Source organism: Brevibacillus sp. HB1.1 (assembly GCF_013332445.1).
Taxonomy (GTDB): Bacteria; Bacillota; Bacilli; order Brevibacillales; family Brevibacillaceae; genus Brevibacillus; species Brevibacillus porteri.
Genome location: NZ_JABMIV010000018.1, coordinates 1 through 18,166 on the forward strand (window position 1 = coordinate 1; position 18,166 = coordinate 18,166).

Sequence of the window (18,166 nt, forward strand, 5' to 3'; positions counted from 1 at the left end):
AGACTCATTAACGCTTTCGCTGTTCAGTTTTCAAGGAGCAATTTCCTGTCCTCAATGTTCATCGTTATTTGTGATGGCGTCTTAAGGACAAGAATTAATCTATCACGTTACCTATCTTTGAGTCAATATGTTTTTTAAAAAAGTTTTTAAGTATAATTCTCTTCCCCGAGTTTTCTGCGTCTGACATACTTAGATAACTCATTGGGAGAGGCGATTCTTGCATACATGCGAAACATGATGGAGTATCTCTCCTCCATAGCCCGCTTCACTAGATGATCAATTCGTTTATCACTAAAATCAAGGAGCATCTCTTCCAGCTCACGTTTTAACAAGTATTCTAGTTCCTGTACTTCTTTTGTATTAAACAAAAACCCTAGCAACGATATCGCCCTCCGCCTTACGAGTCTCTCCTCTATCCTTTCCATCAAAATTCAGCCCTATTCAAAATAAAAAGCCCTCCGTTTAGGAAGGCTTCAATTTGTTGGCAAATCTGAATTATTTCAGTAAGTTCAATTGCTGTAGTTGTTGGCCCACGATTTCCTTGAGAATGGTTGGCGTAATCGTACTCTCTACAATAGCAGCAACGAACAACAGAACGATCACAGTAAGAACCGCTACTGGAAATTGCTTGAGCGTATCATACCAATCATTTTTCAATTGTGCCATCTTGTGTGGTTGGATTAGAACCCCCACTGAGCGTAAACTTAGCACTCCTAGACGAATACCAACTCCCGCTGCAAACAGGATAGCTGGGAGCTCAAAAATTCCATGTGGCAAAATACCTGCACTAAAAATAACCCATGGACTTACTCCCACTGCACTGTATTTGAAAAGGATAAATCCAAGCAGTACTCCATTCGTGAGCAATCCAATTATGGGAAAGAATGCAAACAATATTCCCAGCGCCATCATCATCAAAGCACTGAAAACATTATTGGAAAAAATCATCCAGAACACCGCTAAAGGTCCGCCGCCGTTATCTTTTATCCGTTCAGCAATTTCCTTTAATTGGCCCATCATTTTATCGACCATATCTTCGACAACCGGTGCTTGAAAATAACCAATCAAGGCACCACCAAAAAATAATAAGCATGCGGCGAAGAAATATTTTCGGTTATCAAGCCATAAATGCCGCAATCGATTGCCCATGCACCACACCCCTTTACTGCCTCTTCATTCACTATATGCATTGTACCTCAACAATAGCCAACAGGCCAAAGAATATCCTTGTCTTCCCTGCATAAACTGTTATCGGACAAAGGAGGTGCTTATCCATGAAATTCATTTATGTGATCAGCGCGAAACGATTAAAGCAAATCTTAATTATCGTCACGGCCATCGTACTCACAGCTGGAATTGGTTATGCGGAACGCGATTCAATTGCTGCCTTTGCGGAAGGTGCCAGCACACAAGCCCCCCAAGCTATTTATAAGGTCGACACCAAAGAAAAGAAAATCGCCCTTACCTTTGACATTAGCTGGGGAGAGACACGAGCATTACCTATACTGGATCTGCTGAAAGAAAAAAAGGTAAACAAAGCGACTTTTTTCCTCTCCTCGCCTTGGAGTCAACGACATCCGGACATCTTGAAACGCATCAAGGAAGATGGCTTAGAGATTGGTTCGCACGGTCACAAGCACGATAACTACACCAAATACTCCGATGAAGAAATTCGCTCCCAAATGGCCAAAGCCGACTCCATCCTAACCGAAATGACTGGAAAGAAACCGACACTCATTCGGATGCCAAATGGTGATTTTGACAAACGAGTGCTGGAAATCGCGAATCGCATGGGTTATTCCGTCATTCAATGGGATACGGACTCAAAAGATTGGACAAATCCGGGAACTGATGTGATCATCAATAATGTATTATCGAAAGCTCATCCAGGAGACATCATCCTGATGCACGCGAGCGATTCTGCAAAAGATACACATCTTGCCCTCCCTGTGATCATTGATAAACTTCGCAAGGATGGTTATGAATTCGTTACGGTATCAGAACTCATTTCGGGTACAAGTGTAGACAGCAAAGAAATTCACTAAAACAAAAAAAGCTGACCTTCATTGGGTCAGCTTTCTCTTTTTACCAAACGGTGCAATTGCATGACTTGCCAGACGTTACAAAACAATAGTGGAACGAGCATGGACAGAGTGGCACGCACATTATCTTCCTTCAATGCTGGAATCCATTCCAGTGCCGTCACGACAAACATAAAGAACATCGTCGGTATCCATGCAGATTTATTGGTCAGACTCACTTTTCCATATGCGGTAACAATAGCGACAATCAATAATAGCGTTGGCTCAATAAAGTACGTACCAAATCCTTTTCCTTCACCGAAGGACGTATAGCGAAGATAAATCATATCGAAAAAGACAAACAAAATAAGAAATACTTGGACGCTTTTCCACAGGGAAGCCGTTTTAAATATCGTTTTAGCGAAATAATTAATCGTCATATACGCAAAAAAACCCATCTGAGCCACAATACTAATGGTCATTCCATACAGTAGATACATAAACAAGCCGACAAAAAAGTTACCGGTGCTTCCTACGAGCAGCTTGTCCAAATCAAAGATAAGGGCAACCAGGATGCCACCTAATCCCCCGAGCAAGAGCGTGGTAATAAAAAGCCAGCCATACTTACGCAAACTCACCAAGTATTCCCTCCCATCCACATCGAATATGATTGTACCAATGGATACAAGAAAATACTAGCGTAAGAACAAAACAAAATGCACACGTTACTTGTAGGCAGAGTAAAGAAGGAGGTGTCCACCCCATGAGAAAAAAGACGATGTCTTTTTGGTTAACCGCTCTTGTCTGTCTGGTGCTAACCAGTTGCGGGGGTGGCGGACAAGCGCAAAGTTCGTCTCAACCTGATTATAAAAGCGTCAAAGACATGGTGCTGGACATATTACAGACGGACGAAGCGAAGCAATCTGTTAGCAAGATGATGAAGGATGATAAGTTTAAGCAAAACCTGATGATCGACGAGTCAACAGTGCGGACAACCTTGATTCAAAGCATGACGAACCCAAATAGTACGCACATCAAAGAAGCATTTAAAGACCCGAAGTTCGCAAGCGCCATGGCGAAGTCCATGAAAAACGAGCAAAAAACGCTCATGAAAGACCTGATGAAGGACCCTGAATACCAAAAAGAGCTCATAAGCGTAATGAAAGACCCTGAGTTTGAGAAAAATTTGATGGACCTGATGAAAAGCTCTGCTTATCGACAACAAACCATGCAAGTGATGAAGGATTCCTTACAAAGTCCCTTGTTCCAGGCTGAACTCATGAAAATCATGACCAAAGTATCCGAGGACATGACAAAGCCTAAGGAACTAAAGTCAAAGAAAAAAGGAAAGGGAAAAGAAGGTGGCGGAGGCGGCAGCAAATCCGGTGGCGGAAACCCTTCTTCCTAAAACACAAAGGTGAGCTCTATTGCAGAGCCCACCTTTTTCATCTTCTTGGATATTATTGTTTGACAGCTTCCCCGCATTTTTCTATGACACGTTTGGCCATATCGATGTAAAGCTGACCAATTTCCGTCTTTTCTCCATAGATGGATGGGGAATAATCAGGTTCAGATGGATGATTATCCGGTTGGCCCAGCGGAATTTGAGCGAGCAGCTCACATGCCAATGTCTCGGCAAGCTTAGCTCCTCCACCACGCCCGAATACGTATTCTTTCGAACCATCTTTTGCTTCGTACCACGCCATGTTTTCCACAATACCGAGGATTTCATGACCAGTCCGCTTTGCCATAGCACCTGCGCGAGCCGCAACAAACGCTGCAGTAGCATGAGGAGTGGTTACCACAATCTCCATGCTTTGCGGAATCATGGTGTGTACGTCGAGGGCCATATCTCCCGTTCCTGGAGGCAAGTCCAGCAAGAGGTAGTCCAATTCTTCGCCCCAGTGTACTTCCGTGAAAAAGTTACGCAGCATTTTCCCCAACATCGGGCCACGCCAAATGATCGGAGAGTTGTCTTCCACAAAAAAGCCCATGGACATAACCTTTACGTTTTGCTTTTCAACAGGCAGAATGGTTTCACCAATCACGGTTGGACGTTGTTCAATATTCATCATATCGGGCACACTAAAGCCGTAAATGTCTGCGTCGATTATGCCCACTTTTTTTCCTAAACGCGCGAGTGCAACAGCCAGGTTCACTGTCACCGTCGATTTTCCGACGCCGCCTTTTCCGGAAGTGACCGCGATAAAGGTCGTATTCGAATCCTTTGCCAAGATCGGGTTCAAAAGAGGAGCTTGTCCCGGTGTCATGTTATGTGTTTGCCCACCTTGGTTATTGCGAAGCTGGGCAGACAGAGCCGCACGTTCCTCGTCTGTCATCGAACCGAATTGCAGACGTACTTCTTCGGCTCCTAGCGCTTTCACAGCTGCGATAACATCGTCCTCGATCTTGGCTTTGAGTGGACAGCCCGAAATCGTCAGAACGACCGTGAGGCTTACTGTCTTGCCTTCAATATGGATATCCCGAATCATGTTGAGCTCGACCAAGCTACGATTAATTTCAGGGTCTTTTACATCACGTAGTGCTTCGAGAACCTGTTCTCTGGTCAACATTCTGGTTCACCTCATCTATGATCTTTTCAAACATTTTCATGCTGGTATAACGACAGCGTATGCGCGTTCATTATAGCATATTCGGGCGGTTGGGACACGACCACCGCCCTCTCAAGGTGTAATTGGCGCTTTTTCTCCCGAATACTGACGCAATATCCCCTGATAAATAGCATTCGCCATTGCCTTTTGGTATTCAACGCTCTGAAGTCGCTTTGCCTCCTCCGTATTGCTGACAAAGCCTACTTCTACCAAAACGGACGGGCAGTTAACCTCCCGAATCAAGAATACATTGTTCGTCTTACTCGGAACCCGATCTGTATGACCGATCACCCGTTTGATTTCATCTTGTATCAGGTAAGAAACTTCTGCGCTCTTTTTGAAGGTGGGGGAATAGAAAGTCTGCGCTCCCGACCATTTCGGAGAAGGGATAGAATTCACATGAATGCTGACCAAAAAATCTGGTGTACTGTCATTGACCAGCTTCACCCGGTTTCGGATATCCTCAGATTTTCGTTTACGTGCCTGCGCTGCATCTGGACTAGCCAAATCCTTGTCTTCTTCCCTTGTCATAACCACAAATGCACCCGACTGCTGGAGGAAATCCCGCAAGTACATGCTAATGGCCAAGGTCACTTCCTTTTCAACCACATTACCGGCTTTGGAAACAGCGCCGCCGTCTAGTCCCCCATGCCCTGGGTCAATGGCTATAACCGTTCCCGTCAGTGGCAGCGACCATGCCTGCCAGGAAGAGCGATCAGGCGCTTCGTAGGTGAACAACAGCATGAGTACCGCAAAAGCCAATATCCAGCCTACTCCTTTTCGTGTCACAGTGTATCGTCCCCTTTGTCCCATTCTCGTTCCATCTTATGGACAAACATGGACAAATATACCCGTTTGTGAAAAGGAAAAACCCCCTGCCTGCGAACAGACAAGGGGTTTGTATCGAACAGCAATTAGCGCTTGGAGAATTGAGGTGCGCGACGAGCTGCTTTCAAGCCGTATTTCTTACGTTCTTTCATACGAGGATCGCGAGTCAGGAAGCCAGCGCGTTTCAGAGCGCCGCGCAGTTCCGGATCTGCTTTCAGCAGAGCGCGAGCAACGCCGTGACGGATTGCACCAGCTTGACCAGTGGTTCCGCCGCCGTTTACGTTAACCAATACATCGTAACGACCAAGAGTTTCAGTCAAAACGAGTGGTTGTTTTACGATCAATTTCAGTGTTTCCAAACCAAAGTAAGTATCCATTTCACGCTTGTTGATCACGATGCGACCTTCACCTGGAACCAGGCGAACGCGTGCTACGGAGTGCTTACGACGACCTGTACCGTAGTATTGTACTTGTGCCACGTATATTTCCTCCCTTTACCTTAACCGCGAATTTGCCAAACTTCTGGTTTTTGTGCTGCGTGTGGATGCTCAGTTCCAGCGTATACTTTCAGCTTGGTGAACATTTGACGTCCCAGGCTGTTTTTAGGCAGCATGCCTTTTACCGCCAGTTCGAACATACGATCTGGTCTCTTGTTCAGCATTGCGCCCGCAGTGGTCTTTTTCAAACCACCTGGATACAGGGAGTGAGTGTAGTAAATTTTGTCATTCAGTTTGTTACCAGTCAATTTCACTTTGTCAGCGTTGAGTACGATTACGAAATCGCCAGCGTCAACGTGAGGAGTGAATTCTGGTTTCAATTTTCCGCGCAGGATAGAAGCTACTTCGCTCGCCAGACGACCCAGCGTTTGGCCTTCAGCGTCTACGATGTACCATTTGCGCTCAACTTCGAGCGGTTTCGCCATATATGTGGTACGCATTTTTGTCCCTCCTAAATATCTTACCTAACACACTTATAACCAAAACAACCGAAACTTGCAATGGAAGATAATTGCTGTTACGGGTGAGCAACTCTTCCAGGTGTTCCATGTAATCACGATCTTGTCTTTCAATCCCGGGGCTAGAGTGGGGCTAGGCGGGGTTAAAATACCAAGGAATATCGTACTACATAGACGCCCCATAGTCAAGTGCTGCTCGTTCGTCTAATAGTTGGAAATCTGAGAACTAGTAGACAACTTCCCACATGATCAGACCCTTGGCTGGTGCTGTCTTACCTGCCTTTTCCCGATCACATGCGGCGAGGATTTCCCTCAGTTCAGCAGGGTTTCTTTTTCCTTGCCCTACTTCAACCAAAGTCCCCACAATAATTCGAACCATGTTGTACAAAAAACCGTTGCCTCGGCATGTCACCCATACCTCGTCTCCGCTTTTTTCTACGGTGACCCCGTACACAGTCCGAACCTTGTCCTCCACGTATGTCTTTGCTGAGCAAAAGGAAGTAAAATCATGTTCACCCACCAAGTAATGAGCAGCCTGCTGCATCGCGTCCACATCTAACGGAAACCGGACATGATCGGCGTATCGATGTCGAAATACATCTGCCACTGGAGTGTTGTCGATACAATATCGATATTCTTTTACTTGCACGTCAAAACGCGCATGAAAAGAGGCATCGACCTCTTCGACTGTCCGAATGACAATTGAATCAGGCAACTGATTGTTCAACACAAATCGCCATTTATCCATCGGAATGTTACTCGACGTGTCAAAGTGAATCACTTGACCACGCGCATGAACACCCGCATCTGTCCGGCCCGAACCGAAGATTTGGATATCCTCTCCGGTAACCCGATTCAAAGCGGCTTCAATTTCACCCTGGACCGTTACTTGATCTGGCTGTACCTGAAAACCGCTAAAGTCAGTTCCGTCATATGCCAATACACATCGCAGTCGCTTCATGTACGCCACCATCCAATCACGATTACCAAGATCACACTCGCAACAGCTACGATTCCATCACGCCAAGTGAACGTCAGCTTATTCAGCCGCGTTCTCCCCACTCCCCCGCGATAGCCACGTGCTTCCATCGCCAAAGCCAGCTCTTCCGCACGCCGAAACGCACTAACGAACAATGGGATCGCGATCGGAATCAGGTTCTTGGCTCTGCGTACGAGACTTCCACTGGTGAAATTGGCTCCTCTGGCGGTCTGCGCCTTGATGATTTTATCCGTTTCTTCCATCAGGGTCGGAATGAACCGGAGTGCAATTGACATCATCAGGGCTATATCATGAACCGGTATGCCGATCTTCCCTAGTGGTCCTAGTAAACGCTCCAAACCCTCCGTCAAATCGATTGGAGAAGTGGTCAGTGTTAGCAAGGAACTAATGAGAATCAAAAGTCCCAAGCGCAAAGAAATGAAGATCGCCTGGCGAACCCCTTCCTCCTCTACTGTAAACCATCCCCACTGAAAGTAGACCGTTCCGCCTTTTGTAATAAAAATATGCAAGACAACGGTAAACAAAATCAGGATCCAGACTGGCTTTAAGCTTTTTAATATATAGGACAACGAAAGCCTAGAAAGAAGTGCAGCATACAGGGTAAAACCAATCAGTATGGCGTACGTTACCGTATTGTTAGCCAGAAAAATCAAGGTAGCAAAAAGGATGATGAAGAGAAGCTTGCTTCGCGGATCTGCACGATGTAAAAAAGATTGCCCTGGTACGTATTGACCAATTGCGATATTCTGCAGCATGCCTAGCCCTCCTTTGGTACGGACAGTCGTTCCAGCAGATGGGCAATCAGCTCTTCTTCCCGATAAAGGGAGCTCGGCAGACTAGCCTTGTCCGGCAGCAATTGATTCATTTGCGATACGAGAGCCACCGTTTCCGGTACATCCAAAGACAGCTCTCGGAGACGATCCACATGCATGAATACTTCCTCCGGCTTCCCCTGCAAAGCTACTTGGCCTTGTGCCATCACAAGCAAATAGTCTGCATAACGGGCTGCCTCTTCCATGCTGTGCGTGACCAATAGTGTCGTGAGGTTTTGTTCCCGATGAATCCGGTAGATTCCTTCCAGAATCGTTACTCGTCCCGCAGGATCAAGACCCGCAGTTGGTTCATCCAATACCAGAACCTTCGGCTGCATGGCAAGAACACCAGCCAAAGCAACACGTCGCATTTGCCCGCCACTCAAATGAAACGGCGAGCGATCCTTGATCGTGGCATAATCCAGGCCGACAATTTCAAGGGACTCCTTTACGCGCGCTTCCACCATTTCCGTTGGCAAGTCAAAATTGAGCGGTCCAAAAGCAACATCCTTATCAACCGTTTCTTCAAACAACTGATGTTCAGGATATTGAAAGACGAGCCCAATATCGCGCCTTTGAGCATGGGGTAATCGCCGCTTTGGAGTAATGACCGCATCACCCAGGGTGATTTGCCCTGTACTAGGCATCAGTAACCCGTTCAAGTGCTGAATCAGCGTTGACTTACCCGAGCCTGTGTGGCCAATAATTCCGACAAACGAACCGGATGGAATCGTCAGCGAAATATTGTGTAAGGCAACTCGTTCGAACGGTGTTCCCTTTGCGTAGATATGGCTTACTTGGTCAAAAGTAATTTGCATACGTGCTCCACCAGCTCCTCTTGATGCAGGACAAACGGTAAATCAATCCCTTTGGAATGAAGTGCGTGTCGCAGTCGAACGGCAAATGGCACATCCAGTCCCACCTGTTTCAAACGATCTACCTCATTAAACACTTCACTCGGCTTACCTTCCATCAGGACTTCACCTGCATTCATGACGATGACCTTATCCGAATAAATGGCTTCTTCCGGAAAATGGGTAATGTTAATGATTGTGAGTCCCTCGTCACGGTTCAGTTGACGAGCCAGATTCAGCACTTCCATTCTCCCTTGTGGATCAAGCATCGCTGTCGCTTCATCCAAGATGATGACAGAAGGACGCATCGCCATAATTCCGGCGATCGCCACGCGTTGCTTTTGACCCCCAGACAGACGATGTGGTTGTGCCTGTAAATAAGACTCCATCCCTACCGAAACGAGCGCCTCATCAATACGATCGCGCATCTCTTTGGGGTCCACACCCATGTTTTCTAGGCCAAAGGCGACATCATCTTCCACAGTAGCCCCAACAATCTGATTGTCCGGGTTTTGAAAGACCATGCCAACATGTCGTCGGATCTCCCAAAGCAGCTCCCCATCTTTCGTATCCATTCCACTGATAAGTACTGTGCCGCCTTCTGGGAGCAGCAGAGCATTCATCAGCTTTGCCATTGTTGATTTGCCGGAACCGTTGTGACCCAATACGGATACAAAAGAACCTTTTTGAATGGTAAGGTCAACACCTTGTAATACCGGAACCCGTTGGCCATCCTCACCATCGTAGGTATAAGAAACATCACGCAATGCCAGCAGGTTATCTTCATTCATGAGGCATTCACAACCTCCCCAGCCTTCACAGGGAACTGACTAGCAGGATTTCGATGAGAAAGGAAAAAAGGGTTGAATCAGAGTCCAGCCTATGACCAGATCTGCCCCCACCCTTTTCGCGGTAATCTACCAGGCCGAAACCTGAGTAAACGACCAGTTTACATGTATTAAACGAATTCGATGTACGCCATTGGAGCAGCGTCGCCACGGCGAGGGCCGGTTTTCAGGATACGAGTGTATCCACCGTTGCGCTCTTTGAAGCGAGGAGCGATTTCATCGAACAGTTTTTGAACAGCATCGCGGCCTTCAGCATTCGCAACTTCTTTGCGAACGAAAGCAGCAACTTGACGGCGAGCATGCAGATCGCCACGTTTCGCGAGCGTGATCATTTTTTCAGCGATTGGGCGCAGTTCTTTCGCCTTCATCTCTGTAGTTTCGATGCGCTCGTTGATGATCAGGTCTGTTACCAAGTCGCGGAACAGCGCTTTACGAGCTGAGCTACGACGACCCAATTTACGTTGTGCCATGTGGTTTACCTCCCTCTTAATCGAGAGAACAAAAGTTTGCTTCTTGGTTTGCTATTCTAATCGTCGCTGCGCAGGGACAGGCCCAGTTCAGCTAACTTTTCTTGAACTTCTTCAAGAGATTTGCGCCCCAGATTGCGTACTTTCATCATGTCCTCTTCTGTCTTCTGCGTCAGCTCTTGCACGGTATTAATACCGGCACGCTTCAAGCAGTTGTAGGAACGAACGGAAAGATCGAGCTCTTCGATAGTCATCTCCAAGACTTTCTCTTTCTTGTCCTCTTCCTTCTCTACCATGATTTCTGCATCCTTCGCCTCGTCAGTCAGACCGACGAACAGGTTCAAGTGCTCCGTCATGATTTTTGCGCCGAGACTTACGGCTTCTTCCGGACTGATGCTACCGTTAGTCCAAACCTCAAGTGTTAACTTGTCATAGTTGGTCATTTGCCCTACACGGGTATTTTCCACTTGATAGTTAACGCGCTTGATCGGCGTGTAGATCGAATCAATCGGAATCACACCAATAGGCAGATCCTCAGATTTGTTTCCGTCAGATTGAACATAACCACGACCACGTCCAGCTGTCATGCGGATATGCAGACGACCGCCATTGGCCAACGTTGCAATATGAAGATCAGGGTTTAAGACCTCCACATCACTGTCAGCACGGATATCTCCCGCTTTGACAACGCCTTCGCCTTCTGCATCGATCTCGATTACTTTTTCTTCATCGGAATGGATCTTCAGCGCCAAGCCTTTGATGTTCAGGATGATCTCGGTTACATCTTCAACGACGCCTTCAATCGTGGAGAATTCGTGAAGAACCCCATCGATTTGAACAGTACGAACTGCCGCGCCTGGCAAGGACGAAAGAAGAATTCGTCTCAGCGAGTTGCCAAGGGTAGTTCCGTATCCGCGCTCTAGAGGTTCTACAACAAACTTTCCATACGAGTTGTCGTCGCTAACTTCCACAACCTCGATTTTTGGTTTTTCTATTTCTATCATTAAACAAACCCTCCTTCAAAACGTCGAAATCCTGGGGTGGGCCGCATACGTGCCCACTCAGGAATTTCCCCGGCGGTTTACCGTTTGCGTGCATGACAAGCTATAAATCAGAATTTACCATTCTAGTATGGACATGTTCTGAACGATATAAACCAGTTACACGCGGCGACGTTTTGGTGGACGGCAACCGTTATGCGGAATTGGCGTCACGTCTTTAATCATGTTCACTTCAAGACCAGTAGCTTGCAGGGAACGGATCGCAGCTTCACGACCAGCACCTGGGCCTTTTACTGATACTTCAAGGGAACGCATGCCGTGTTCCATTGCAACGCGTGCAGCCGCTTCAGCAGCCATTTGCGCAGCAAATGGAGTGCTTTTACGGGAGCCTTTGAAGCCGAGGGAACCAGCACTGGACCAAGAGATCGCGTTACCGTGTGGATCCGTGATAGTGACGATCGTATTGTTGAAAGTAGAACGGATGTGTGCTACGCCGACTTCAACATTCTTACGGTCACGACGACGGGTACGAGTTGCTGTAGCTTGTTTTCTTTTCGCCATGTCAGATTACCCTCCTTTACTTCTTCTTGTTTGCTACTGTACGGCGTGGACCTTTACGCGTACGAGCATTTGTTTTAGAACGTTGACCGCGAACTGGAAGTCCACGACGATGACGGATGCCACGGAAGCAACCGATTTCCATCAGACGCTTGATGTTGAGGGAGATCTCACGACGGAGGTCACCTTCCACCTTCACAGTTTTGTCGATGTACTCACGAAGTTTGTTTACTTCGTCTTCTGTCAGATCGCGAACACGAGTGTTAGCGTCTACTCCAGTAGAGGACAGAATTTTTTGAGACGTGGGGCGGCCAATACCAAAAATGTAGGTAAGAGCAACTTCAACGCGTTTTTCGCGCGGCAAGTCTACGCCTGCAATACGTGCCATGTGTCAAAAGCACCTCCTTGTTTACCCTTGTTTTTGCTTATGCTTCGGATTTTCACAAATAACCATTACGTTACCTTTGCGACGGATAACCTTGCATTTCTCGCAGATCGGTTTAACCGAAGGTCTCACTTTCATGGTTCTTGCCTCCCTTTTCTAGGGGTTTTGCTTACTATTTATAGCGGTACGTAATACGTCCGCGGGTTAAGTCGTACGGCGACAGTTCAACAGTTACTTTATCCCCCGGCAGGATACGGATAAAGTGCATGCGGATTTTTCCTGAGACGTGAGCGAGGACTTTATGTCCATTCTCTAATTCTACTCGAAACATAGCATTTGGCAAAGGTTCGATTACCGTACCTTCCACCTCAATTACATCATCTTTTGCCATGGTAAACTCTCCTTTCTTCTGCTCTTCAGTCGGACCATGAGTTTTGCGAAATGATCACACAACGAACTTATCGTCGACACGTTGGACGACAATCCCGAATCATTCGGAACTACCGTTTTTATGTCCGTGTAAAAATCTCATAGCCATCTTCCGTAATCGCGATGGTGTGTTCAAAATGAGCACAAGTTTTCCGATCCACTGTTACTACCGTCCAATTGTCCTCCAATGTGCGGACATAACGTTCGCCGGCATTTACCATTGGCTCAATTGCCAACACCATGCCTGGTTTTAACCGCGGTCCTCGATCAGGAGGGCCGTAGTTAGGAACCTGTGGATCTTCGTGCAAGTTTTGCCCGATCCCATGCCCCACATACTCGCGAACGAGTGTGAAGTCGGCAGCTTCTGCATGAACCTGAATCGCATGAGAGATATCGGATAAGCGTCCACCCGGAACAGCTTTTTCAAGCCCCTTGTACAACGACTCTTCCGTTACTCTGAGCAGCTTCTGGTTTTCTGTTGAAATCTTACCGACCGGATACGTCCAAGCGGAGTCGCCATGGTAACCCTGAAACTGGGCACCAATGTCGATACTGATAATGTCTCCTTCTTGCAACGCCCGTTTACCTGGGATCCCGTGTACGAGTTCTTCATTGACTGAAGCACAGATACTTCCTGGAAAGCCACCATAGCCTTTAAACGATGGAATTGCTCCCATGCTTCGAATAAAGGTCTCGGCAATTTCGTCTAGCTGCTTCGTCGTGACACCAGGCTTGATCGCCTTGGCCAGTTCTTGATGGGTGAGTGCGACGATACGACCAGCTTCGCGCATAACCTCAAGTTCTGCTTTCGACTTTAGGATAATCATTCGCAATTACCCTCGCAACAAAGACTTAATTTCCGCAAACACTACCTGGATATCTTGTTCTCCATCGATATCTCGCAGAAGTTCCTGTGCGGAGTAGTAGTCGATAAGTGGCTGTGTTTGAGCGATATTTACGTCAAGGCGTTGTGTTACCACTTCGATCTTGTCGTCTTCACGCTGATACAGCTTACCACCATCTTTATCACATACGCCAGCCTCTTTTGGAGGATTGAACATCGTGTGATAGCTAGCACCGCAAACAGGGCAGATCCAGCGACCGGTCAGACGTTCAATCAATTGCTCGCGTTGAACGTTGATGTTAATTACATGGTCAATTTCGCGTCCCAGCTCTTTTACTGTAGCTGTCAACGCTTCCGCCTGAGGAACTGTGCGCGGAAAACCATCTAAGAGGAATCCCTTTGCGCAGTCTTCCATCGAAAGGCGCTCCCGCACAATACCAATGACGACCTCGTCTGGGACGAGATGACCTTTATCCATGTAGGATTTAGCCTCTAGTCCGAGCGGCGTTTCGTTTTTGACCGCAGCTCGGAACATGTCGCCAGTCGAAATGTGCGGGATGTCAAACTCTTCTACGATACGTTCTGCCTGTGTCCCTTTACCGGCTCCAGGCAGTCCCATCAGAATTATATTCACGTCCATTCCCTCCGTCCCATCAAAAAAGCTACAGAAGCTTTTCTGTAAACATCTAAGTCATTACTTGATAAACCCTTGGTAGTGGCGTTTGATCATCTGGCTTTCAATCTGCTTCATTGTATCCAAGCATACCCCAACCACGATCAACAGCGATGTACCACCGATGTAAATGGATTGCGGCAAGTTTGCAATACTACCGAAGAAGAATGGCAAAATCGCAATAAGCATCAAGAACAAAGCGCCCGCCAATGTTAACCGGTTTAATGTACGAGTAATGAATACCTCAGTGTTTTTACCAGGTCGGATACCAGGAATGTAACCGCCATTTTTTCTCATGTTATCTGCCATTTGTACAGGGTTGATCTGTACGAATGTGTAGAAGTAGGTGAATCCGAGAATCAAGATAGCGTAGAGCGTCATTCCTAATGGTTTGTTGACTTGGAAGTTCTGATAAATCCAGTTAGCAAATCCTTGTCCAGATGCATCCACCCAGAACTGAGCAATCGTTGACGGGAACATTACCAGCGATACCGCAAAGATAACAGGAATAACACCAGCAGAGTTGATTTTCAGCGGAATGTGGGTAGATTGACCACCGTACATTTTGCGTCCAACCACTCGTTTCGCATATTGCACTGGAATCTTACGAAGACCTTGCTGCATAAAGATAACCCCGACAATAATGGCGAGGACCACCAATAGGATAAGCAGAACCTTGACGATGCTGAAAAAGATATTTACAGATGGATCACCAAACATCGTGGTGTAAATCGTCGTAGCTGCATTAGGCAATCCAGCAACGATCCCGGCAACGATCAGGATCGAAATCCCGTTACCGATACCCTTTTCCGTAATCTGTTCCCCCATCCACATCATGAATGCGGTCCCAGCTGTCAAAGTCAACGCAATGAGTGCATAGCTACTAACCGACGTGTCGTTTAGCAATCCAGGCGCCATATTGTTGAATCCAATTGTCATCCCTACAGACTGAATCAAACCAAGGATGATGGTAGCGTAACGGGTAACGGTGGCAATCTTGCGACGGCCAACTTCCCCTTCACGTGCCCATTGCGTAAGCTTAGGCACAACATCCATGGACATCAGCTGCATGATAATCGATGCCGTAATGTACGGCATGATACCCATGGCAAAAATCGAGAAGTTATGCAGTGCTCCACCTGAGAAGGTGTTCAACAAGCCCAGTAATTGGTTTGTATTCTGCTGAAACAACTCGACATTTACGTTAGGAACTGGCACATAGCTTCCGATCCGGAAAACAACCAGCATCATGAGCGTAAAAAGGATCTTGCGACGAAGGTCGCTAATTTTAAAAATGTTAGTTAAGGACGCTAACATTAGATCACCTCGGTTGTTCCACCGACTTGAGCGATCTTCTCAGCAGCTGCTCCGGAGAACTTGTGAGCTTTTACAGTCAGCTTCACAGTCAGTTCACCGTTAGCAAGAACCTTAACACCGTCGCGCAGCGCGCTGATAACACCTGTTTCTTTCAACAGCTCAGGTGTTACTACAGTGCCCTCTTCGAAACGGTTCAGCGCGTCCAAGCTAACAATCGCAAATTCTTTGCGGCTGATGTTAGTGAAACCACGCTTAGGCAGACGACGGTACAATGGGTTTTGACCACCCTCGAATCCTGGGCGAACACCTCCGCCGGAACGAGCGTTTTGACCTTTGTGACCTTTACCAGCAGTTTTGCCAGTACCGCTACCAATACCGCGACCGATGCGCTTACGAGTGTGACGGGATCCTTCTGCAGGTTGCAGTTCATGCAATTTCATACGTTGCACCTCCTAACTAATTGAGATGTTCAATTAAGCTTCTACTTCTTTCACTTCAACCAAGTGCTTCACTTTGAAAACCATTCCACGAATTGCAGCGTTATCTTCCTTCACTACAGTGGAGTTGATTTTGCGAAGACCCAGAGCTTTTACAGTATCTTGTTGGTCAACAGTGCGACCAATCAAGCTGCGTTTGAGGGTGATTTGCAATTTTGCCATTTTCATTCCCTCCTTATTAACCCAACAACTCGTCAACAGTCTTACCGCGCAATTTCGCGACATCTTCCGCTGTTTTCAGACGGCCGAGGCCTTCCAGCGTAGCGTTGACCATGTTGATAGGATTGTTGGAACCAAGAGACTTACTCAAAATATCGCCTACACCAGCCAGTTCGAGTACGGCACGAACAGGTCCACCAGCGATAACACCTGTACCAGGGGCAGCAGGCTTGATGAGAACCTTACCAGCGCCGAATTGGCACAGTACTTGGTGCGGAACAGTTGTTCCTCTCATCGGTACACGGATCAATTTTTTCTTAGCATCGTCAATCGCTTTGCGAATGGCGTCTGGAACTTCTTGAGCTTTACCCATACCAGCACCTACGTGGCCGTTACGGTCTCCCACAACAACCAAGGCGCTGAAGCTCATACGACGTCCACCTTTAACCGTTTTTGCTACACGGTTAACTGCGACTACTTTTTCTTCGAGCTCTAATTTGCTAGGGTCGATACGCATTCCTTACCCTCCTTGTTGTTAGAATTGCAGACCAGCTTCACGAGCTGCTTCTGCCAGTGCTTTAATACGTCCATGATAGATGTAACCACCGCGGTCAAAAATCACTTCAGTCGCACCTTTTTCTTGTGCACGCTTAGCGATCAGTGTGCCAACAGCTGTAGCAGCTTCCACGTTAGCGCCATTATTCAGGCCCAGCTCTTTATCCAAAGAAGATGCGGATACCAGTGTTACGCCAGTTGCATCGTCGATCAATTGAGCGTAGATGTGCTTAGAAGAACGGAATACGTTCAGACGCGGGCGAATGGTAGAACCAATCACGCGTTTGCGGATTCGCAGATGACGTTTTTTCCGAGCTTTGTTTTTATCAGCTTTCGTAAACATTAAGCGGCCTCCTTTCTCATGAAGCTAGAAGCTTATTTACCTTTTTTACCTTCTTTACGACGAACCACTTCATTGCTGTACTTGATACCTTTACCTTTGTATGGCTCAGGTTTGCGCAGGGAACGAATCTCAGCAGCAACTTGGCCTACACGCTCTTTATTGATACCTTTAACAATCAGAGTCGTTTGGTTAGGTACATCGATTTCGATACCCGCTTCTGGAGTAACTTCCACTGGGTGGGAGAAACCAAGAGAGAGAGTAACACCGTTGCCAGACTTGGCAGCACGGTAACCTACACCGACCAGTTCCAGGGTACGAGTGAAGCCTTCAGATACGCCAGTTACCATGTTGGATACCAGCGCACGAGTCGTACCATGCAGGGAACGGTGAAGTTTGTTATCGCTTGGACGCTCTACTACTACTTCGTTTTCAGCGATGTTGATTTTGATATCTTCATGGAAGCTACGAACGAGTTGACCCTTAGGGCCTTTTACCGTCAGCTCAGTACCGTTCAGAGTGAGGGTAACGCCTGCAGGGACCACGATCGGTTTTCTACCGACACGAGACATGTGGTGCACCTCCTGTGCTATTTACGATCTATTAATTACCAAATGTATGCGAGAACCTCTCCACCAACATGTGCTTGACGAGCTTGCTTGTCAGTCATTACACCAGTGGATGTAGAGATGATCGCGCAACCGAGACCACCCAAAACCTTAGGTACTTCATTGTTCTTTGCATAAACACGAAGTCCTGGCTTGGAGATACGTTTCAGACCTGTGATGACGCGCTCGTTGCTCGCACCATATTTCAGGAATACGCGGATGATTCCTTGTTTGTTGTCTTCAACAAATTCCGCATCGCGGATGAAGCCTTCTTCTTTCAGAATGCGCGCGATTTCCTTCTTGATGGTGGACGCCGGGATTTCCACTTTCTCGTGGCGAACCATGTTGGCGTTACGAATACGTGTCAACATATCTGCGATTGGATCAGTCATAACCATGAGAG

General features: G+C 47.1%; 28 protein-coding genes. 2 read left to right on the forward strand and 26 right to left on the reverse strand.

Features of this window, described 5'->3' with window-relative positions; all coding sequences use genetic code 11:
• Positions 1 to 146: 146 nt before the first annotated feature.
• Both HPY27_RS28180 and HPY27_RS28185 read right to left on the reverse strand, forming a co-directional pair.
• Complete coding sequence (locus HPY27_RS28180) at positions 147 to 380, reverse strand: hypothetical protein (protein WP_026042929.1); 234 nt, start codon at positions 378 to 380, stop codon at positions 147 to 149.
• 115 nt (positions 381 to 495) lie between these two features.
• A complete protein-coding gene (locus HPY27_RS28185; protein WP_017247067.1) occupies positions 496 to 1,149 on the reverse strand; it encodes a stage II sporulation protein M in 654 nt (217 codons plus the stop codon).
• 125 nt (positions 1,150 to 1,274) lie between these two features.
• Between HPY27_RS28185 and pdaB the strand changes: the two genes are divergently transcribed.
• Complete coding sequence (gene pdaB / locus HPY27_RS28190; RefSeq protein WP_017247066.1) at positions 1,275 to 2,045, forward strand: polysaccharide deacetylase family sporulation protein PdaB; 771 nt, start codon at positions 1,275 to 1,277, stop codon at positions 2,043 to 2,045.
• Between the two features lie 26 nt (positions 2,046 to 2,071).
• Here pdaB and HPY27_RS28195 read toward each other — a convergent pair whose 3' ends face one another.
• Complete coding sequence (locus tag HPY27_RS28195) at positions 2,072 to 2,659, reverse strand: KinB-signaling pathway activation protein (protein WP_017247065.1); 588 nt, start codon at positions 2,657 to 2,659, stop codon at positions 2,072 to 2,074.
• Positions 2,660 to 2,784: 125 nt separating this feature from the next.
• On the opposite strand from HPY27_RS28195, the gene gerD reads away from it, so the two are divergent.
• Positions 2,785 to 3,429 carry a spore germination lipoprotein GerD gene (gene gerD, locus HPY27_RS28200; RefSeq protein ID WP_017247064.1) on the forward strand — a complete coding sequence of 215 codons (645 nt, stop codon included), beginning with the start codon at positions 2,785 to 2,787 and terminating at the stop codon, positions 3,427 to 3,429.
• A 52-nt stretch (positions 3,430 to 3,481) separates the two neighbouring features.
• Here gerD and HPY27_RS28205 read toward each other — a convergent pair whose 3' ends face one another.
• The 23 genes from HPY27_RS28205 to rpsH form a co-directional block, all read right to left on the reverse strand.
• The gene (locus HPY27_RS28205) at positions 3,482 to 4,594 is read right to left on the reverse strand and encodes a P-loop NTPase (RefSeq protein ID WP_174226493.1); all 1,113 of its coding nucleotides are present in this window, start codon (positions 4,592 to 4,594) and stop codon (positions 3,482 to 3,484) included.
• 111 nt (positions 4,595 to 4,705) lie between these two features.
• Positions 4,706 to 5,422: an N-acetylmuramoyl-L-alanine amidase CwlD gene (gene cwlD / locus HPY27_RS28210; RefSeq protein ID WP_026042928.1), complete on the reverse strand. Its 717-nt coding sequence runs from the start codon at positions 5,420 to 5,422 to the stop codon at positions 4,706 to 4,708.
• A gap of 125 nt (positions 5,423 to 5,547) precedes the next feature.
• The gene (rpsI, locus tag HPY27_RS28215) at positions 5,548 to 5,940 is read right to left on the reverse strand and encodes a 30S ribosomal protein S9 (RefSeq protein WP_005828788.1); all 393 of its coding nucleotides are present in this window, start codon (positions 5,938 to 5,940) and stop codon (positions 5,548 to 5,550) included.
• A 20-nt stretch (positions 5,941 to 5,960) separates the two neighbouring features.
• Positions 5,961 to 6,398, reverse strand: a complete 438-nt coding sequence (gene rplM, locus HPY27_RS28220) for a 50S ribosomal protein L13 (RefSeq protein WP_007716295.1) — start codon at positions 6,396 to 6,398, stop codon at positions 5,961 to 5,963.
• Positions 6,399 to 6,642: 244 nt separating this feature from the next.
• Entirely contained in the window at positions 6,643 to 7,377 is a 735-nt protein-coding gene (truA, locus tag HPY27_RS28225) for a tRNA pseudouridine(38-40) synthase TruA (RefSeq protein ID WP_174226494.1), read from the reverse strand.
• On the reverse strand, positions 7,374 to 8,171 hold the full coding sequence (locus HPY27_RS28230) for an energy-coupling factor transporter transmembrane component T family protein (protein ID WP_069852847.1): 798 nt from the start codon (positions 8,169 to 8,171) through the stop codon (positions 7,374 to 7,376). Before HPY27_RS28230 ends, truA begins: the two co-directional genes overlap by 4 nt.
• Before the next feature lie 2 nt (positions 8,172 to 8,173).
• The gene (locus HPY27_RS28235) at positions 8,174 to 9,046 is read right to left on the reverse strand and encodes an energy-coupling factor transporter ATPase (RefSeq protein ID WP_174226495.1); all 873 of its coding nucleotides are present in this window, start codon (positions 9,044 to 9,046) and stop codon (positions 8,174 to 8,176) included.
• On the reverse strand, positions 9,022 to 9,873 hold the full coding sequence (locus HPY27_RS28240; RefSeq protein ID WP_017247059.1) for an energy-coupling factor transporter ATPase: 852 nt from the start codon (positions 9,871 to 9,873) through the stop codon (positions 9,022 to 9,024). Before HPY27_RS28240 ends, HPY27_RS28235 begins: the two co-directional genes overlap by 25 nt.
• Before the next feature lie 167 nt (positions 9,874 to 10,040).
• A complete protein-coding gene (gene rplQ, locus HPY27_RS28245) occupies positions 10,041 to 10,400 on the reverse strand; it encodes a 50S ribosomal protein L17 (RefSeq protein ID WP_017247058.1) in 360 nt (119 codons plus the stop codon).
• Between the two features lie 56 nt (positions 10,401 to 10,456).
• Positions 10,457 to 11,401, reverse strand: a complete 945-nt coding sequence (locus HPY27_RS28250; protein ID WP_017247057.1) for a DNA-directed RNA polymerase subunit alpha — start codon at positions 11,399 to 11,401, stop codon at positions 10,457 to 10,459.
• 156 nt (positions 11,402 to 11,557) lie between these two features.
• Positions 11,558 to 11,959 carry a 30S ribosomal protein S11 gene (gene rpsK / locus HPY27_RS28255; protein WP_005828803.1) on the reverse strand — a complete coding sequence of 134 codons (402 nt, stop codon included), beginning with the start codon at positions 11,957 to 11,959 and terminating at the stop codon, positions 11,558 to 11,560.
• 16 nt (positions 11,960 to 11,975) lie between these two features.
• Complete coding sequence (gene rpsM / locus HPY27_RS28260; RefSeq protein WP_017247056.1) at positions 11,976 to 12,344, reverse strand: 30S ribosomal protein S13; 369 nt, start codon at positions 12,342 to 12,344, stop codon at positions 11,976 to 11,978.
• A 21-nt stretch (positions 12,345 to 12,365) separates the two neighbouring features.
• Positions 12,366 to 12,479 (reverse strand): 50S ribosomal protein L36, encoded by a 114-nt coding sequence (rpmJ, locus tag HPY27_RS28265; protein WP_003333770.1) that lies wholly within the window; start codon positions 12,477 to 12,479, stop codon positions 12,366 to 12,368.
• Between the two features lie 34 nt (positions 12,480 to 12,513).
• The gene (gene infA, locus HPY27_RS28270) at positions 12,514 to 12,732 is read right to left on the reverse strand and encodes a translation initiation factor IF-1 (RefSeq protein WP_003333772.1); all 219 of its coding nucleotides are present in this window, start codon (positions 12,730 to 12,732) and stop codon (positions 12,514 to 12,516) included.
• 118 nt (positions 12,733 to 12,850) lie between these two features.
• Positions 12,851 to 13,597: a type I methionyl aminopeptidase gene (gene map / locus HPY27_RS28275; protein WP_012683998.1), complete on the reverse strand. Its 747-nt coding sequence runs from the start codon at positions 13,595 to 13,597 to the stop codon at positions 12,851 to 12,853.
• Positions 13,598 to 13,603: 6 nt separating this feature from the next.
• A complete protein-coding gene (locus HPY27_RS28280) occupies positions 13,604 to 14,248 on the reverse strand; it encodes an adenylate kinase (RefSeq protein WP_017247055.1) in 645 nt (214 codons plus the stop codon).
• Between the two features lie 60 nt (positions 14,249 to 14,308).
• Positions 14,309 to 15,604 (reverse strand): preprotein translocase subunit SecY, encoded by a 1,296-nt coding sequence (secY, locus tag HPY27_RS28285; protein WP_017247054.1) that lies wholly within the window; start codon positions 15,602 to 15,604, stop codon positions 14,309 to 14,311.
• Positions 15,604 to 16,044, reverse strand: coding sequence for a 50S ribosomal protein L15 (gene rplO / locus HPY27_RS28290; protein WP_007716272.1), 441 nt, complete (start codon positions 16,042 to 16,044; stop codon positions 15,604 to 15,606). The genes secY and rplO overlap by 1 nt, the downstream gene beginning before the upstream one ends.
• Positions 16,045 to 16,077: 33 nt before the next feature.
• A complete protein-coding gene (rpmD, locus tag HPY27_RS28295; protein WP_007716270.1) occupies positions 16,078 to 16,263 on the reverse strand; it encodes a 50S ribosomal protein L30 in 186 nt (61 codons plus the stop codon).
• Between the two features lie 16 nt (positions 16,264 to 16,279).
• Positions 16,280 to 16,777, reverse strand: coding sequence for a 30S ribosomal protein S5 (gene rpsE / locus HPY27_RS28300; RefSeq protein ID WP_007716268.1), 498 nt, complete (start codon positions 16,775 to 16,777; stop codon positions 16,280 to 16,282).
• A gap of 18 nt (positions 16,778 to 16,795) precedes the next feature.
• The gene (gene rplR / locus HPY27_RS28305) at positions 16,796 to 17,158 is read right to left on the reverse strand and encodes a 50S ribosomal protein L18 (RefSeq protein WP_017247053.1); all 363 of its coding nucleotides are present in this window, start codon (positions 17,156 to 17,158) and stop codon (positions 16,796 to 16,798) included.
• A gap of 32 nt (positions 17,159 to 17,190) precedes the next feature.
• Entirely contained in the window at positions 17,191 to 17,727 is a 537-nt protein-coding gene (gene rplF, locus HPY27_RS28310; protein ID WP_017247052.1) for a 50S ribosomal protein L6, read from the reverse strand.
• Between the two features lie 35 nt (positions 17,728 to 17,762).
• The gene (gene rpsH, locus HPY27_RS28315) at positions 17,763 to 18,161 is read right to left on the reverse strand and encodes a 30S ribosomal protein S8 (protein WP_007716262.1); all 399 of its coding nucleotides are present in this window, start codon (positions 18,159 to 18,161) and stop codon (positions 17,763 to 17,765) included.
• Positions 18,162 to 18,166: the final 5 nt, after the last annotated feature.